The 18068-nt window shown below is 49.7% G+C and carries 15 protein-coding genes; 8 read left to right on the top strand and 7 right to left on the bottom strand.

Annotated features, from left to right (window positions below; all coding sequences use genetic code 11):
- The first annotated feature begins 426 nt into the window (after window positions 1-426).
- The 7 genes from ACYVAM_RS28635 (at window position 427) to ACYVAM_RS28605 (ending at window position 4935) form a co-directional block, all read left to right on the top strand.
- Window positions 427-837, top strand: coding sequence for a nuclear transport factor 2-like protein (locus tag ACYVAM_RS28635; RefSeq protein WP_461073555.1), 411 nt, complete (start codon window positions 427-429; stop codon window positions 835-837).
- 131 nt (window positions 838-968) lie between these two features.
- A complete protein-coding gene (locus ACYVAM_RS28630) occupies window positions 969-1241 on the top strand; it encodes an adenylate/guanylate cyclase domain-containing protein (protein WP_461073578.1) in 273 nt (90 codons plus the stop codon).
- A gap of 282 nt (window positions 1242-1523) precedes the next feature.
- Entirely contained in the window at window positions 1524-1919 is a 396-nt protein-coding gene (locus tag ACYVAM_RS28625; RefSeq protein ID WP_461073553.1) for a response regulator, read from the top strand.
- A 749-nt stretch (window positions 1920-2668) separates the two neighbouring features.
- Window positions 2669-3214: a nuclear transport factor 2 family protein gene (locus ACYVAM_RS28620; RefSeq protein ID WP_461073551.1), complete on the top strand. Its 546-nt coding sequence runs from the start codon at window positions 2669-2671 to the stop codon at window positions 3212-3214.
- Window positions 3215-3229: 15 nt separating this feature from the next.
- The gene (locus ACYVAM_RS28615; protein ID WP_461073549.1) at window positions 3230-3856 is read left to right on the top strand and encodes an MOSC domain-containing protein; all 627 of its coding nucleotides are present in this window, start codon (window positions 3230-3232) and stop codon (window positions 3854-3856) included.
- Window positions 3857-4031: 175 nt separating this feature from the next.
- On the top strand, window positions 4032-4442 hold the full coding sequence (parS, locus tag ACYVAM_RS28610; protein WP_461073547.1) for a type II RES/Xre toxin-antitoxin system antitoxin: 411 nt from the start codon (window positions 4032-4034) through the stop codon (window positions 4440-4442).
- Window positions 4443-4458: 16 nt separating this feature from the next.
- Window positions 4459-4935: an RES family NAD+ phosphorylase gene (locus tag ACYVAM_RS28605; RefSeq protein WP_461073545.1), complete on the top strand. Its 477-nt coding sequence runs from the start codon at window positions 4459-4461 to the stop codon at window positions 4933-4935.
- A gap of 307 nt (window positions 4936-5242) precedes the next feature.
- On the opposite strand, the gene ACYVAM_RS28600 is transcribed toward ACYVAM_RS28605, so the two are convergent.
- From ACYVAM_RS28600 to ACYVAM_RS28570, 7 genes are all read right to left on the bottom strand, one after another.
- On the bottom strand, window positions 5243-6730 hold the full coding sequence (locus tag ACYVAM_RS28600; RefSeq protein WP_461073543.1) for a capsule assembly Wzi family protein: 1488 nt from the start codon (window positions 6728-6730) through the stop codon (window positions 5243-5245).
- Window positions 6731-6849: 119 nt separating this feature from the next.
- Window positions 6850-7200, bottom strand: a complete 351-nt coding sequence (locus ACYVAM_RS28595) for an MliC family protein (protein ID WP_461073541.1) — start codon at window positions 7198-7200, stop codon at window positions 6850-6852.
- 220 nt (window positions 7201-7420) lie between these two features.
- Window positions 7421-7624: a Sec-independent protein translocase subunit TatA/TatB gene (locus ACYVAM_RS28590; RefSeq protein ID WP_461073539.1), complete on the bottom strand. Its 204-nt coding sequence runs from the start codon at window positions 7622-7624 to the stop codon at window positions 7421-7423.
- A 353-nt stretch (window positions 7625-7977) separates the two neighbouring features.
- Complete coding sequence (locus tag ACYVAM_RS28585) at window positions 7978-8898, bottom strand: bestrophin family protein (protein ID WP_461073537.1); 921 nt, start codon at window positions 8896-8898, stop codon at window positions 7978-7980.
- Between the two features lie 125 nt (window positions 8899-9023).
- Window positions 9024-9524: a DUF2165 family protein gene (locus ACYVAM_RS28580; RefSeq protein ID WP_461073535.1), complete on the bottom strand. Its 501-nt coding sequence runs from the start codon at window positions 9522-9524 to the stop codon at window positions 9024-9026.
- Window positions 9525-10011: 487 nt separating this feature from the next.
- Window positions 10012-11226, bottom strand: a complete 1215-nt coding sequence (locus ACYVAM_RS28575; protein ID WP_461073533.1) for an alpha/beta hydrolase family protein — start codon at window positions 11224-11226, stop codon at window positions 10012-10014.
- Window positions 11227-11821: 595 nt separating this feature from the next.
- Complete coding sequence (locus ACYVAM_RS28570; RefSeq protein ID WP_461073531.1) at window positions 11822-15793, bottom strand: ATP-binding protein; 3972 nt, start codon at window positions 15791-15793, stop codon at window positions 11822-11824.
- 702 nt (window positions 15794-16495) lie between these two features.
- Here ACYVAM_RS28570 and ACYVAM_RS28565 point away from each other — a divergent pair.
- A complete protein-coding gene (locus tag ACYVAM_RS28565; RefSeq protein ID WP_461073529.1) occupies window positions 16496-17857 on the top strand; it encodes an insecticidal delta-endotoxin Cry8Ea1 family protein in 1362 nt (453 codons plus the stop codon).
- Window positions 17858-18068: the final 211 nt, after the last annotated feature.

The raw sequence follows: 18068 nt of genomic DNA, 5'->3' as shown, positions 1-18068 counted from the left end.
TACGGGCAACTAATACTATATGTGAGTTTTTAATTTTCCACTTATTATTGTTATCGACTTAAAATACTAACTGATTTAATGACTTACAGTTTACGATAAAACAAACTCAACTATATTCAATAGGAATTGCTCCAAAAATCACCAAATAGTGTTAACTAACTTGTATTTTTTTGGAGAGATTAGACAAGGCGGCAGCAAGCTAATTGGTTTGCATATATAAAAACAAGCCTGTTTAAACGAATAAAAAGTCTATTAAGTTTGAGGTTGATCAATTGATTATTAGTGGCACGGCAATTGTAGGTTTAATGAAGAACCATTAGAAGAGATGTTGCCTTTTTTTATTATTTATATTTTTGATATTTTATCTATATGAAGTTGCTCGCAGCCTTTATCCGTCTTCTCTGTGGTACTCCCATCACGTCAATAATGGAAGATCTTCATACACGATTTATTGGTGATTGGCTTGTTAAGCCAAGCCCTGATTTTGTTCATCCTCATTGTACATGGACAATGAGTGAGGACTATCCTGTAAAGGGCACTTATAAGGGAACTGATTTTTATACGTGGTATAATAACCACTTTGCGGTTTCTTATAAAGACTGGAAGCCGGTGATCACTGAAGTCATTGGTTCACCCATTGGAGCTATCGTCGTTGGCAAGCTATATTTTAAAGACCAGTTCCAAAACTACGTAGCTCCATTTACGCATTTCTACCGAATTCGACAAGGCAAAATTGTTAGTGCACAATACTTTATTGGTGTAAAAACAATATCTATCTATCATACTGATATACTGGTTGATATGTTTCCCTGGGATAGCTTCCCATCAATAAATTGATTTGTGGTCTCTGCAAAAGAATCAACAACTTCTTGCTATGTGAGGAAACTCAATTAGCGTTTGACGTCGTCCATTTCGTTCGAAAATTATTTACGGTAATTCAGTCAATCATTACCCGTCATCAGGACTAGATAGTTGAGATTGCTGGCGATGGTATATATGCTGTGTTTGGATTAAATCAGGATTTGGCTTTAAGTGCTTCATCGGCCGTGGAAGCCGCATACGGTACTTTAATTGAGTTGAAAGAGCTAAATGAAAACTATTTTCTAAAATACCTCGATAAAAGACTGTCCATCGGCATTGGTATCCATCAGGGGTTAATCATTAAGGGTACAATATTATTAGGTGATCTAAACCACATGATTGTAATGGGCTACCCTGTAAACGTAGCTTCCCGTTTATAGAATGCAACTTAAAAAGTAGATAATGATTTTGTTATTTCCGAAGTTGTTTATTCCTTGTTACCTAAACCGATTTTTTAAAAAATCAATGATAATTCAATTACGAGGAGTAATTAAACCATTAATCATTTATCTTTTGGGAAGCCCATACTTAATTTAATAGACTTCTATAAAATGGGACTATCAGAATTGAATCCATTCGGTTGGTAAACTTGCCTATTGAGTTGATGTTAATCAAGGATAAAAACCACTTTCTAGTGTATTTGTATCAGTAAGCCCGTAGACATGGAAAAGAACATCATTTTACTAACAGATGACGACGATGATGATCGCTATTTTCTTCGGTTAGCTATTGAACGTACCCTCGTCGGAGTAGGCGTACTTGAAGCCCGCAATGGGGAAGAAGCATTAGATTTATTGGCTGGACGTACTATCCATTTAGTGATACTTGATATGAATATGCCCGGCCTTAACGGATTAGAAATTCTCTCCTTCATTCGATTACACGCAGATTTGTGTCATACCCCGGCGGTCATGCTATCCACGAGTGATCAACCTTCACTAATGGCCGATGCGTATAAGAAGGGAATAAATTGTTACATCAAAAAGCCGACCGTGCTTATGGACTATGATCAAATCGCAGTTGCTTTAAAAACCTGTTTTCTAACTGTTTCAACTTAATTCATTGGGGGCATTAGCCTAGTGTTACTATTACCCCGTGAATTACATTTGCCGATAATAAGTAAGAAGTAGAATTTAGACACTGTCAAAATTTGATCGTGTTATGATCGGAACTGGTTAGTTAGGGTACGACGATAGTCAGAAAAACTATACGTAGTGTCATGGGTCTTTATGTTAATGCCTCCTTCCAGAATGGCAACGTCGGGTAATTTTCAGGATGTATACTTTCTTTTTCTAGAAGAAGATGGACAGGACTATATGTGTTGTCTCCATGCCATCATCGCTCGCAAAAAATCCATTAGTGGATATTATATAGCACACGTTATAGAACCTGAAAGTGAGGAAATAATTTTTTTTGACTGCGCCGATAACTTGGATGTACTCAGAGCACAACTCGACTACACAATAAGCAATGCAGGCGAACTCCTATTCTGTTACCGTAGTGAGTCTGTGCCTTTATTCGAATGGTTTCGTTCGTATTGATATTTTTCTCGTCTAATAAAAGGCTGGTCAAAAAATTTAATTTAATCCTTATTATCTATTAATCAGCCGATTATACTTAAATATGCCATTTGAAAAATCGTTCACGAAAACGTCCAGTTCTTTCTAGAAAATTTTAACAACTGTCAACTGTAATCCGCAGCATACGAAACTCAAATTGCTTTCTCAAGTTGATCTAAATTATCTTAGGCTTTTTGGCAAACTTTGTGCCGGCTCAACTTCTCAGGTAGCCACTTAACCAACTAATCATGAACACAACGGATTCTAGTACACCCTTCGACGAGGACGGTCGGCCTTTCGTGATCGAAGCGTGTGGAGACACCCTGTGGGACGAGGTACTCGCTCAACCTCCTTACAATCCTGCCTTACGGCCACCCTTGCCGCCATTTACACTTGACACAGCTTTGCAAAAAGTACAGATGGCTGAAGATGCCTGGAACGGCAAAGATCCTGAAAAAGTTAGTTTAGCGTACACGCTGGACACGGAGTGGCGCAATCGAACCGAATTCATTAACGGACGAGCGGAGGTGAAAGCGTTTTTAACCCGTAAATGGGAAACAGAACTTGCCTACAAACTAAAGAAAGAATTATGGGCTTTTAGCGAGGACCGGATAGCGGTTCGGTTCGAATACGAGTGGCATGATGGAAGCGGGCAATGGTATCGAAGCTATGGCAATGAGCTTTGGGAGTTCGACCAAAATGGCTTGATGAGCAAACGATTTGCCAGCATTAACGACCTCCCCATCCAACCCCACGAGCGCCGTATCAGTACTATCCCACTGGCCAATCCCTAGCCCATCAAGCTGCTCATGCATATCCTTTCGGTCAATGTAGGCCTACCTCGTTCTATTGAATGGGCTGGGCGAACGATTACTACTGGTATTTTCAAGCAGCCCAGACAGGGGGCGGTATATTTGGAGCCGCTCAACTTCGTTGGGGATGGGCAAGCTGACCTATCGGTGCACGGCGGGCCGGACAAGGCGGTGTATGCTTATGATAAGTTGCATTACGAGCACTGGCAGCACCAACTCGAACGCGATGACTGGGCACCCGGCTTATTCGGGGAGAACCTAACCACAGAAGGCTTGCTTGAATCGGAGGTACGCATTGGCGACCTGTTTCGGGTTGGGTCAGCTCTACTACGGGCGGTACAGCCCCGGTTCCCCTGTTATAAACTAAACGTTCGGTTTGATGATCCCGGCATGACTCGTCACTTCGCTCGGGAGGGACGATCCGGCGTTTATTTTCGAGTCGTTGAACCCGGTGCCGTGCAGGCAAGTGATGCGATTACCTTAATCGAAGCCGCCAACACCGACATTACCATTCAAACAGTGTCCCAGATCGTACTGACCCATCAGGCCGATGCAGACTTGCTGGCTCAGCTAGTTGCCTTACCCCACCTACCGGTTTCGTTAAAGAGGATGTTTAGGCATTAACTTAAAAACAGTGACTTCGTTTTTACCAGAAACCTGTACGAATTGCGTTCAGTTATACGGCCAATAGCTTTCGAAAAAAGGTACTGGTTTATACTGCAGAAACAACTGTGGGTTGCAAAAATGAACGACTCTTGGCATATTGCAGTTGTAGTAATGAAAAAAGGCACTGCTTAATATGGCATACGCAACACTTCCTCCACAAGTGGCGGTTTACACCCCTTATACCGTCATTGATAAATCCCGGCAGGGCATGCTTCGTACTGAAGCGGATCAGGTAGCCCAGCTAGCCGGATTGACGGATATTGAACTGGCCCGCATTCTGAACATGTCGATACGGAACCTACACCGGCTCAAAGCCGATGATAAACTGGCCCGAGATGCTTCCGAGCGGCTGCTATTACTAACCAATCTGTTACAACATGGGCTGGATGTCTTCGACGAGGACGCCCAGACACTGGCCGAATGGCTTCGGTCACCCATTCGTGAACTCAATACCCAATCCCCCTTGTCTCTACTGGACACAACAACCGGGTTTGGCCTGGTGGATGATGTGCTGGGGCGCATCGAACATGGCATTGTCGGCTAGTTACCCTGCTCCCTTGATGTTAACTGTTTATCGAACTGTCAAAGCTAAATACATTCATGAGCCATTGGCGACCGAAGGAGCGCGGTTATTTGGTGGCCGGTGGAACCCAAAGGGGTATCCCCTACTCTACACTACCTCCTCACCTGCTTTGGCCTTAGTCGAATCGTTAGTGCACCAACCTCGGGTTAAGTATGAAAAGTTGCCTAAATTAGTTCTGTTTACCCTAGAGGTGCCTGATGGCTCGTTAACCACTTTGTCGCCGGCCGACTTGCCTGCTTATTGGCATGAAGAAAGCTACGAGCGGACCCAGTGGATTTTACGGGATTGGCTGAATGAGCCCGCTACCCTAATGGTTGCTGTTCCCTCGGTGGTGGTGCCCATGTCCTACAATTATTTACTTCATCCGGCTCATCCGGCTTTTAGCCAACTCCGGGTTTTACACCAAGAGCCTTTCCCTATCGAACGTCGACTCTGGCAGCCAGACAATCCATAATTTATTTCAGTAGCAAACCGGTACGTAGTCAGCTGAAAGGCTATGTAAAATGTAACTTATATTAATTGGTTTGTATAAACTAGTTCATTTCTTATCGTTCACAAAAAGGGCAGTTATCCTAATTAATTGAACGAGTCGTCATAAGGGGCAAAAATCGTTCAATTAAACGTCCGATTCCAATCAGGACAAGACATTAATATGCCTTTAGGTTTGTATAGTCCGTCTATACAAGACAACTACAAATGTGTAACTTGTGTACTTTAACTGGCTTAAGGCACTGCGTCAGGTTATAGTACAATCTATCTCATCACCAACTTTTATTTAGGCCAAGGTAGCCCCCAACGGCATTGGTATATAAACCGCCACGGTCTACGGATAATTTGGTAACAAGCGTTAGGTTAGTCCAGCGCGGGATAGGCATCTGGGCCGAAATCAATCCTGAAAATTGAGTTGGGTAATTGGTGTTTACCGGTGGATCCCGGAAGGTTCCGTAGTTTTTACTGAAAGAGGTACGGACCTCAATCAACGCTTTTCGATAGGTGGCCTGTAGCCCTACATACCACATGTTCACCCGGTTATTGGGGAAAAATTGCTGGTTAGGCAACGCAAATTTGGGGTCAAAATCCTGACCGGGTGCAATGAAGGGTGTGCCTATTGTTCGTCCCTGATACGACCAGCCTTCGGTATACTGGCTATGGTTGTAATAATTGTCCCCCCCCTGAAAGCGGCTGCCCGGAATAATAAACGTAGGGGCAGTCTGATTTTTAGTTGTCAGGAATTCCAGATTTAAGCGGGTTAGCTGAAAAGCCGCTGATTGCTCTGGCGTAAAGATGCAACTGAGCCCCCAGAGTCCATCCGGCATATTTAAGAAGACAAGGCCCGATACGTCTTCGTACGCATGCTGATAATAGGCCATCCATTTATGGCCTGCTGTGGTGAATTCAGCCCCGAAATCAATGCTGCCAACGCTATTGCCCACCCGGTAACTGTCAAAATCGGTGTAGCCCGTTACGGTATTCCAGTCTTTAGGGGTGTACGAGAACACCACATATTTATAAAAACGCCAGTCGGACGGAAAATAGCCATTCGCATCGGCGATGTCAAGTCGTTGTTTCAGATAATCCGCATGACCCGCCCACTGAACCTGATGATTGACGCCCGCATAGACTTTTACCGAAGAAGCCGGTTTGCCGAAACGGAGGTACAGATACTTTTGGTGGAGACGAACGCCCTGAATCGCAGGCATGTCGAACCAGCCGTGGGCAAAGCCCGCATTGAGTGCCAGAAAGTCGTTTGTAAAATGAAGCAGTGCATAGCCGATCGTGCCAATCTGTACTTTCGGAATAGGCAGCGAGTTTCCCGAAACCGCATAAAAGCCCGACGAAAGGGTTGTATCGCCAAAACCAATCACTTGGCGCCGGCGACCAACAAAAAGTTCAATCGCCTTGAATCTGACCTTGCCATAAGCTTCCGGTAATACTACCGTTGGTTTGTCATTTCTTTCGTAGGTAAGCACCGGACTCAATTTAAACCCCCAGCTAATTTTTCGCGTATGGTTGGAGTCTGGTCTGGCATACGATTTCCAGAGGGCGGCCTGAAAAAGGCCAGCGGGTGCCTGATTGGGCACTATACCATATTGGTTGGTCCGTAGCCAGAAGGGCGTTACTGACGCCGAGGAGATAAAGCTTCCCGCTTCGAGCGCTCCATGAACCATGGAACGCTGCTGGCCAACGGCTGTCGAATCAACACCGAAAATGAATACCGCCCAAAAAGCGCAAAAACGTAAGCCTGGCATTTGACCTAGAAAAATGACCGAACAAACAACTCCCTAATCACACCAACATGCACTGGATAAGGCATTGGTAGAGCTACATCCAAGAATTTCGTAGGTCTACGATTGCTGTGCCCATAGCCTTAGGGCTTACGAAAGATAATTTTACCCTCTTTTTTGAGCGTTAGTTGCCCCTGATGTTCGGTGTATTCATACCGTGTGTTACTGTATCTTAGGCCCGAAGCAGTCGTATCCTGCCTTAGAATAATGGCTTTGCCAGCCAGCACAAACGTGGCACTATGCCTGGCTTTGTTATACTCCATCGCCAGTTTTACACCTTTACTATTGGTGACGGTGTCTCGAACGATCGAATCTGCAGTAAACGTTTCGGTACTAGTCCGGGTTGGCGTTTGCTCGTTGGTTTTCTCCGCCGTTCGGCAGGAATATGTCCCTACACTAATGACTAGACTAAACAGGAGTAGACTCAATCTCATACATATGTTTTTTAAAGGATAATTCACGGGTTGTCGGTACACCCTAACCCCTACACGGGTACTATCTACAAACGGCTAATGGCTGGAATACTAGTTGATACCTATGCTCCTGTACAACATGCCATCGTTTAGGCAGCTTGCCTTTCACCGATTACTAATCGAATACCAATAGTCCATCAGCTCGTTCCCTAAAGCGCAGGCTGATGGACGAACAAACTCATTAGTTCCGCTCGATTTGGTTCAGACCGCCTTCTACACTCTCCCGAACGTCTTTCGTCGCGTCTTTGAATTCTTTGATGCCTTTGCCCAGCCCCCGGGCCAGTTCGGGAATCTTCTTGGCCCCAAACAACAAGATCAATGCCAGGAAAATAAAGATCATCTCCTGGCCGCCCAAACCCATAATAGCAAAAATACTTGTAACCATGATGCTTAAAATTTATATGTATGAAAAATGAAAACGCAAAACTTCCCAACAGAACCAGCCGCTACCTGAGCCGAAATGAATGTCCCATCCGGTTCAGATTGTGGTCATCAGTTTGATCTTTGTTGATTCAATTGCGGTACAAAGGTAGAGGGTGGCCCCAAACGCTGGTTGCCTAAATCCGCCAGTTTACTTGCCTGAATCGGCCATTTTTAGCTTCTACTCCCCTATTTTCGTCCGGAAGAGTGCTATATACCCTGAAAACGTAGACTTAGGCCTGTACAAAGTACCAAAAAGAAAGATAGGAGATTTGGGTTGACTGGCTTTTCGTATTCCATCCAACGGACTGATTCCGTCTACAAAATATATTCTCCGTCAACAGGCTCGATAGGTGTGGGAATTTCAGCCGCCTTCAGGGTTTGCAACACGTTAATTTCGATCGTGCGCACGATTGAATCTAGCGGGACACTGGCCGGATTGCCATCGAAGGGATTCACCAGGTTCAACCCGTTTAGGTGTGTCACGTGAAAGACAAACCCAATGAGCCAGCCCAGAATAATAGACCAAATACCAGCGTCTTCGGCAATATCGATGGTTAAGATGACAATCATCAGCCAGATAAACACCCGGGTAAAGTAAAGATACGTTACCGGAAACAGCGTGTTTTTGATGCGCTCACAGCGGCCCATGCTGTCGCTAAAGCGAACCAGCAACTCATTGAGTGCCATAAAGGCAAAGCCATCCACCTGACCGGTTTGCCGGAGTTTCTGTAACTCCTGCGCCTGTAGATCCAGTAGGGCCGCCGGAATATTGGCGTAGCGGGTGAGGATGCTCAGATCAGCTTGCTCCAGATAGGTCCGGTACTCGTGCGCATCGGTACCTCGTAAGTTTTTCTTAAGGGCGTGCAAAAAACTTAGATTCCGGTGGATTAAACGCATGGTGATTTGGCCAGTGTGAGCTTGATCTGTACTAGACTCTTCCATCTGCTGGCAATAAGCCAGGATAGAGCGGGTCCAGGAGCGGGAATCATTGACTAGGGCTCCCCAAATGGTGCGGGCTTCCCACCAGCGGCTATAGGCCTGGTTGTTGTTGAAGCCAATGAAAAAAGCCAGCGTGGTGGCCAGCAAGGCGGGGATGTTGTTAGGGATGCGAACGTTGCCTCGGAGCAGATAGGTTTCCAGCAAATACGCGCCTGTGCAGAGACCAATCATCCATAGATCCACTTTCCAGGTGATTCGGATGACGCGGCTGAGTCGTAAGTCGGGTTTAAGTAGCATTTATATATATCAGATAATCAACGAGAAGAAAGTAGGCAATGCTTACAATTACCATTATCGACTAATCGCAACTTCCTTAACTTCCCTAATCTCCCGGCTTTCATTTAGGGTAACAAATGGAATGCTTACTCATCGCGGTATTGCAATAAAATAAGGGTTAACATCAGAAAACTCACAATCCGTTCAGCACTAGGTAAACCGTTCCAGCTTGCACTTTGCCACATGGCAAACCATTCCCCGCCAACCACCTCAAAGCCAACGAACCAAATCAAAATACCAATGATAATACCCGCCACGGCCCAGTTCTTGGCGGCCTGAAACGTGATAGGATCGCTGTTTAGGCGTTTCGCCAGTAACCAGCATCCACGCAGACAGCAAACACTCATCATCGTTTCCAGTCCGATGATCAATACGTAGCCCACATGAAACAGCAGTGGATTGTTGATATGTCGGTACTGAATTCGACTAGCCGGAAAGGTGGTATCCATTTTCAGCACGTGCTCGACGAAGCGATAATTGGTGTAATAATCGGTGGTGTTACCCAGTACAATGATGAGACCAAGGAGACCGATGGCCCCTACCGAAATTGTTTTGGCAACCCTTACTAAGCGAGCAGTTGTATACATGATTCAGGCGTTAAACGAGATGTTGATTAGGAATATATGGCACGCTACATGGGCAGGCATGACGGTCATTTCCTGAAATAGGGTCGTATGCTTACTGGATTGAATCGGTTCGATGGATGGGATTCATCCAAAAACTCAATCGTTTTTTTGAGTTCTAGATGATGTCGGTAGCGAGTTATCCACCAATAAATTAATGTACCTAAGCATAGCATAACCATACATTGTAAAACCGTAGACCTATTACTGTGGTCGCGAACCAGCCTGGAGCGAGTCACTTTCATAACGGCGCCCCTTAGTATAGTGGACTTCAAAAACGAAATTTGCGTAGTCATCAAACAAACATGTAAGAGTAGTTTTTATAGAATGATCGATAACAGGCGCTACCTGTAAAGAGAGAGTGTCGTCATGGGAAGTGGGCAGCCTTACATTCCTATCGTTGGTGAACGTCAATAATCCACCGATTCGCAACGCGTCAATTCCGGAAAAATCAGGATTTGGTCTTATTGAGGCCATACACGGCATCCAGCCAGTCGAAGGCGCGCTGATTGAACAGCGAGCGGTTACCGCCCTCGCAGTGTTCACCGGCTCCTTCATCATGGCCAAAGAAAACAAAGGTTTTCGGGCAACGCAGCCCTTCATAGACGTCCCTAGCGAACGAGGCAATGTCATCGTTTTCGGCCGCGCAGACCAGCGTAGGGCAACGGATAGCCGCCACGGTAGGTTTATAGCTAAAGGTTTTGGCGAGGTTAATGTAGTCCCTAACCGATGCGGCTTGATGCACGGCAAGGCCCCGGCGTAGCGCCCACCCTTTCAGGGGATTCTGGAGAACGCGTTTGAGGATCATCTGGGCAATCCTATTGTTGAAACGGCTCTCACTCTGAATAAGCTTCAGCAGAAAAGGGGGCATGCGCCGGGTAACCGCATCGTACAGATCGAACTGGGCCGGATCCGCGATCAGGGCCGAAATACGGTGTTCCTGCGTGAGGGCTCGGGGGGCCAGATAGCCTCCCAGACTAATGCCCAATTGCGCGATACACGCCTGATCGACATCGGAGCGGGTGGTCAGATAATCCACAACGGGCGTTACTACGTTTTCCCAATCGGGCCGGAGGGGAATCCCCTGTTCAATCAGCATATCGCCCTGCCCCGGTCCGTCGTAGAGCAGACAGTTGTAGCCACGGCGCAGGGCGGCTTCCCCGCTTAAAAAATAAAGCTCTTCGGCGGTGCCATCGTAGCCGCCCGTCATGATGAGGGTGGGCCGCCTAGTCTCCGATTGATCGGGTTTGAAAAAATAGCCCCTCATGGCTGTCTGTTCATAGGGTATGGCAATTTCGTCCACCGCATAGGGAGAATACCGCATGGCCTGGCGAAACGTATCGCGCTGCTTTTGGTAGGCTGCTTTCACGCGCGGGTCCGTGAGCAAGCCGATGAGAAAAATATAGGCCGTGCGATAATAGTTGGATGCCTTGAGGTAGGCTTCCCGGGCGCTGACCCAATGGCCAGCCTGCTCGCTGATTTGCGCTTGCTGGTCCATACGTTCGGCGGTGGCGGTCCATTCATGGTACCAGCTTTCGGTGTCTTTTTCACGGATACGGCTGGCCGTCATCAGGCATTCGCCGACATCCGCCCCGTTATGATACACGTGATTGACGGCCCGCATCAATTGTCCGTCGAACATTGGATCGTTGAAATAGAGTCGCATAGAGCGTACGAGTGTTAGGATCAACGTAGTCGCTTCGGGCTAGGTTGTGGAATTATCTTACGTAGTGAGTCTGTTTTTTCCTTTCGGAAACGATCAATAGTCACCAGCGACCACCCGCCAATACACGAGTACACTCCGGTAGGTTAGTTGAGCCGATAGCCATTCCGTTTCGGCCTGGACGAGGCTAACCAGAACCGGGGTATCTTGGGGCGTTAAGTCAGGTTAGGCGTTGGTGTGACAGGCCGAAAGCGGCAGGGCAGTACAGACAGACGGCCCGTTACCGAGCCTAACGGGCGTTGGCATGAGTGAAATGGGTTAGAGAAAACGTTCGGGGCAACCGTCAGCCTGTTCATCGGCCAGGATGGCAAGTCAGGTTACCAAGGGTGGATAAACGTGTACCCACCTGATGGGAAGCCTGATCAGCAGAGACAATGATATTTGACGGCGGGACAAAATTAGCTTAGGGCCTCCCCGGCCTGGTTGCCTGAATCCGCCAATTCACTTGCCCAAATCCGCCAATTTTGGCTTTCAGGGCATGCCAAACCGGACTGATTGTGTCAATCAGCCGAACGAAGTAACCGAATAGGGAGGTTAATTAGGGTTGAGACCGGGTTAGCCCATAGGCCGAGGGGGAAACGGCGAACTGCGCTTTAAAGGAGCGGGAGAAATGAGGGACACTCTCAAAGCCGGTTTTCTCGGCGGTTTCGGACACCGAACAGCCCGCCTGTAACAAAGCAGCCGCCTTTTGCAGCCGGTAAGCGCGCATTAGCTCGGCCGCATTGCTGCCCGTCAGCGTCGTCAGCTTGCGCAGCAGCGTCCGTGGACTGACGGCCAGCTCATCGGCTAACTGCTCCACGCTGAAGGCCGAGTTCGTTAATTGGGTATCCAGCACACTGTAGAGTTTTTGCAGGAATGGGTCATCGACGGGAAGCGGGGCTACCGGCGCTGCTGGTTGTCCCTGCCCTAACTGACTCATCTGCTGCTGCCAATGCTGACGCAACTGCTGCTGATGGCGGAGCAGGTTACCAATCCGGAGATGCAGTTCCCGAACGTTGAAGGGTTTGGTCAGATAATCGTTGGCCCCCACCGATAGACCCTGGATGCGCGAATCGGTCATGGTTTTAGCCGTCAGCAGGATGACGGCGATGTGGGCCGTCAGGGGTGTGGTTTTAATTCGCTCCACCAGCGTAAAACCATCTACTTCCGGCCCCGACGGGACGGGCATCATCACGTCCGAAATGACCAGTTCGGGCAGTTCGCTCAGACATAGCTGCCAGCCAGCCTCACCATTGGCGGCCGTGAGCACCCGGTAGGTACCGGCCATTTCGCTGGCGATAAACTCGCGCAGCTCGTCGTTGTCTTCCACCACCAGCACTAGTGGAGCCGTAGCGGGCGCTACCAACCGGTCGGGGGAGTGCTCGGACTCAAGGATAACTTGGCTAGGAACTGTCTCCACCAGGGGGGCTACCGCGTCGGCCGGCTCCAGTGGCAGGGTTACGGTGAAGGTCGTGCCCTGCCCTGGCTGACTCACGACCTTGACCGAGCCGCCCATCAGGCGGCTAAATTCAGCCACCACAAACAAACCGATACCCGTTCCTGGACCACTACTGGCGTTAGCACTCGCTCCCTGATAAAACCGGTCAAAAATATGGGGCAGTTGTTCGGGAGCAATGCCCACACCCGTATCAGAGACTACCAGCTGAAAACCGCTGCGCTCACCCGGAAAATTTTCCGGGTTTAGATGCACTTCGATACGTCCACCAGGTGGGGTGAATTTGAGGGCGTTGGCCAGTAGATTATAGCCGATCGACTCTAGTTTATGCGCGTCAAAGCGATAATCGGCCGTCAGCCCCGATGCTTCGTAGGTGAGCTGAAGCTCCTTTTTTTCGGCTCGGGCCCGGAACGAATCGACCAACTGGGCAACGAAAGCGGGTAAATTACCCTGCGACTCGGTAACCGACAGTTGGCCCGCTTCCAGCTTGGCGATGTCCAGGAGTTGATTGATCAGGCGTAACAGGCGCTGGGCATTACGGTACATCACCCCGTACTGTTGCTGCAGACTGGCGCGGGACAGGGGGGCAAGGGGTTCCATGAGCCGCTCCAGCGGATTGATGATCAGCGTCAGGGGCGTTCGGAATTCGTGGGTGATGTTGGTAAAAAAGCGGGTCTGCCAGTCGGCGTTCTGCTGGATCAGGCGGGCCTCCTGTTTTTGTAGAGCCATTTCCTGGCCAAGCTGCGCCTGGTTGATTCGATACTGGATGTAGGCCCGGATCAGCACCAGGAGCATCAGTCCATAGACGACATACGCCCACCAGGTTTGCCACCAGGGTGGATCAATCACAATCCGAAGCGTTTTCACCAGCGGGCTCCAGTGGCCCGAGGCATCGGCGACCGTGGCCCGAAATTCGTAGCTGCCGGGCGCTAAATGCGTGTAATTGGCTACGGTCTGGTTGCCCACGTAGACCCAGTCAGCATCCACGCCCCTGAGCTGGTAGCGATACTGAAGGGTGGTGGGCTTGTTGAACTGTAAACCGGCAAATTCCAGGCTCAAAAAGTTCTGGGTATAAGTTAAGTGTAACGTCGGGGTGTCGTTGATCGACGCCGTCAGGGGCGATCCACTCGGACGAGGTTCGATGGGCACATTGCCGATCCGGAGGGCCGTCAAGGCCAGGGGGATGGGCCGGGGCGATTCCTCCAGGGTTAACGGATCGAAGACGGTCATGCCGGTGATGCCCCCGAAGGCCAGCCGCCCATCGGGGAGCTGAGCCGCGTGCTGGCGTCGGTACTCAATATCGAGCAGCCCGTCGTCGGTGGTAAAGTGACGCATCCGCCCGGTGCGGGGATCCAGCCGGCTGATGCCCTGCAAGGTACTGAACCACAATCGCTGGTGGGAATCGGTGAGTAAGGTGTTGATGGTGGCGTTGGGCAGGCCCTGCCGCTCGGTCCAGTTCCGACAGCGCAGGCTGCGGGTGTCCAGGCGGCTGAGCCCTTCCTGCGTACCTACCCAAAGTACGCTGGTATCAGCCGGGTCAGCCGCCAGACACAGAACCTGGTCGGAGATCAGGGAGGTGGAATCGGCCGCCTGAAAGCGCAGGTGGTGCACAATACGCCTTTGGCGCAGATCGTAGGCGTATAGGCCATTGAACTCGGTTCCAACCCAGACCAGCGAACCCATCGGCTGAATATCGCCCACCCGCTCTAGTCGCAGCGGCCACTCGGCCAGCACCCGCCCCGTCCTATCGACCTGGAGAAGACCTCGGTAGGAATTATAGAGCCAAATCTCCCCAGCGGTGGTCATCTTCAGGCCGTTGCCTGGAATAGAATTGCTGGTTTGGATGGGGGCTGAGGGCTGAAGATGATGGTGCGCCAAATCCGCGCGCGACAGCCGGTAAGCCCGGTCCATATAGCCCGCCAGATAGCGCACGCCTTTGGTCCAGCGTAGCGAGTACGGCATCTCATCGCCCCTGATGTAGTTGGGCACCTGCAGGCCCAGCTCGCTGGCCAGCAGATCGACCAGGTAATTGACCCGGTAGGGGTACGTTTTGGTGGGCAGGGCTTTCAAATCTAGCTGCTGCACGCCGTCGCCGTTGGTACCCACCCACAACATACCGGAGCGGTCCAGCAGCAGGGCATGAAAATAGTTCTGATAATCGATGCGCGACGCCGTCCAGAGGGGCGTAATGCGGTCATCAGGCGCCAGTCGGTACACCGTCATGCCGTAGGTAAAGTACGTATTGCCATCGAGTCCAGCGTGCAGCACGCCGGCCCGGATGGATAGCTTGTTGGGTATGGGGATGGTCCGAAACCGGTGGGTGTGGGGCGAAAAAGCGATTAAGCGGCCGGGGGCCACCGTGATCAGTTCACCATTCGCCCGCCGGATAATGGGAATGCCCAGATAGCTTTCGAGTGCCCCCTGCTCCCCTAAAACGGCGAAGGGCCAGGCCTGATACTGGCCCGTGTGGGTGTTTAACTCGGCGATGCCGCCCGTAAACGGCGCATAGAGCCGGTGTTGGGCAGAGTCCAGCAGCATTTGATTCCCCGCATAAACGTCGTCCGGCAGGAAATCCTTCGGTAAGGGGTGGCGGGTGAATCGATTCTGAATGGGCGAGTACTCGGTCAATTGCCGTTCGTTACGAACCCAAAAATGGCGTTGGTCGGCCGTTAACAGAACGTTAGTCACCGGGATACGCTCCTGATCGAGCCGCTGGCGAGTGAGCAGGTCTTTGACCTGTTCGGTTTGGGGGTTAAAGAGCTGAATCGTTCCCGTTTCCAGGTGGACCAGCAAGGCACTATCCGAAACGAGCTGGAGCGAGGAGATCACGTTATTGGCTAAAGAGCTGGGATCACGGGGTTGATGGCGAAAGAGCTTGAAGCGCCGGCCATCATAGCGGGCCAGCCCGTCGCGGGTAGCGATCCAGATAAAGCCCGCCTTATCCTGCACGATGCCGGACACGTAGTATTCAGGTAAGCCCTGCCGTAGACTCAGGTTACGACTGGGTACGTGCTGAGCTACCAACGAATGCATAGCCAGCATGAACAGAACCGTAAACCAACGTCTTGCTACCATGTCGTGTAGGGGGTAGGTTAGCCGGTTTAAATATAGTTAATAAGGCGTGTAAACAGGTAACTTTGCCTGGTATGTATCCCTGCTTGAAAAGGAATTGTGGCCATTTGGTATTGGTACACCTTAGTCCGAACCGGTCCGCTAGTGCGGTCGGTCCGGCATTATTCCGGCGCAGGGTATAGGCCACTCTGCGCAAGTTGAGTTTCTCCCGGCAGGAAGCGGCACTAGGTACGATGTGTCGCTCAGATAACTGCTTTTAACGAGTTGGGTTTAAACGCATCGGTGACCTGACTTCGCTCGATTATGTTTCGCTCTCAGCTGATAGGCTCACCCGGGCTCGCTCTGAAATCAATCTACTTTTCGTACAACATCTTCTGCTAATTCTGTTATTAACCCTCCAAAAGTCTGTCTGAAAACGCCTTGGAACGCAAAAATGGCGGATTCAGGCAAGCGAATTGGCGGATTCAGGCAACCAGGCCGGGCAGCTCCCCGGCTAATTTTGTCCTGCCGTTAAGCGTCATGGATTCCGCCGTGCACTGCGTACCACAAGCCCCGGCCAGCCCAATAAACAGTGTCTTGTAAGGGGGCTATTAAGCAGGTATACCTTGTATATCTACGCCATTGATGCCCCAATGCGAGCCACCCGGAATCAATCAACTTTCTCAATCATTTTTAACTACTGATACCATGTTTTCACAAACAAGTATGACAACTCGCCGACAATTTCTGGAACGCTCCATGCTGGGCTTTGGCAGCGCCTTTTTGTTACCCAGCCTCCTGCAAAGCTGTACTTTACAGGACCACAACATTCCGCCAATCAAACCTCCGGTTATAGGTGACGCAGATATTGATTGGAATGAGCTCGTAAAAAAAGCCGTCACCACCGGGCTTGGAGAGATACCCGGAGCTGGTGAATTCATTAAGCCGTTTATTGAGATCTTTTGGCCAAGCTCCGGTAGCCCATGGAACGAAATCAAAGACCAGGTTAACCAGTTAATAGACCAAAAAATTGATACCTTAGTCTTTGATCAGGCTACAGGCAAACTGGATACCCTGAAGGGGGCTATGAATGAATATGTGCAGGCAGTCAATGACAGTACACCATCGCGGATACTCGAAAAATTTGACAATGTTACTGGAGGTTTTGGCCTTAGTAAAGATAGTTTCACGACAGCTGGGCATCAGGTGACGCTGTTGCCCTTGTATGCGCAGTATGTTAACATGTATCTATCGATCTTACGCGATCCCCTACTCCCTACTAAGCCAGGTTCTGGTGTACTCAATGGGACATTCTGGGGTATGACCGATCAGGACATCATCGATGCTAGGAAAAAATTGCAAACGGTTATCACTGATGCTGCCAAGTATACCCTTGACACGTATAATAGCGTCAGAGATAACTTGAAAAAGATTCCGCGAAATGATTCGACGCTCGAGCCTTTTCGGTCTACCAACGCCTATGACCGCCAGATGACGATGCTGGTTCTTGATTATATGGATTCCTGGCCCTATTATGATGTTACCGCATATCCCAATGGAGCGCCAACAGCCCTCTTTACCCGCGAAATCTATTCCGACCCCTATGGCAACCGAATAAATGTCGATAATATAACCCCAGACTTCGCTTTACCCTCACCGGCAACCAAGTTTCCTACTCAGCTAACCGTATGGGGTAGCAAGGACATTGGTGCGGTTCAGCTAACCTACCCCGCCGGTGGTGGGCCTTCCGGGGCGACCATTACGCCCCGGATGGGTGATCAGATAAGTGGCAATCCGAACCCATTAACCCTATCGCAGAACGAGCCGATTCTTGGTGCCTCAGTGTCCTATGATTATACTAGGGAACTGACCTCCACGATGGTTGTCAACACGCTTCAGTTCACGTTGGGCTACTTCAACGGTGCACGCATCGTAACTCCGCAGTTTGGCCAGAAACTAGGCCAATACCAGGAAAATGTCGAGTATGCTAATTATGCGCTGTCGAGTATTTACATTGACGGAGTCAATGATACGTTACAGCAATACGCCAACTGCATTGTGTTTGGATTTAAGCGCTTCCCGCACTAAGTAAAAAGCCCCACCGAACGCTCGGCGGCTGATTTTGCCCAGGCCTACCCGAGCCTTACCATACCGGCGGGTCTGATCACCGACGACTTAAAGGCGGCTCGTAAGGCGTATTGGGCGGGTGTCGAAGCGCGCGCAAAAGCCTCAAAATAGCCAGTATTGTCTTCGTCAGCAGACTAATTGATTAATGGCCCGGGCGGCTACCCGGGCCATT

The sequence above is a fragment of the Spirosoma horti genome, assembly GCF_054776595.1.
Note: the sequence above shows the minus strand (reverse complement) of the source record. Positions and strands in the feature narration are given on the sequence as shown.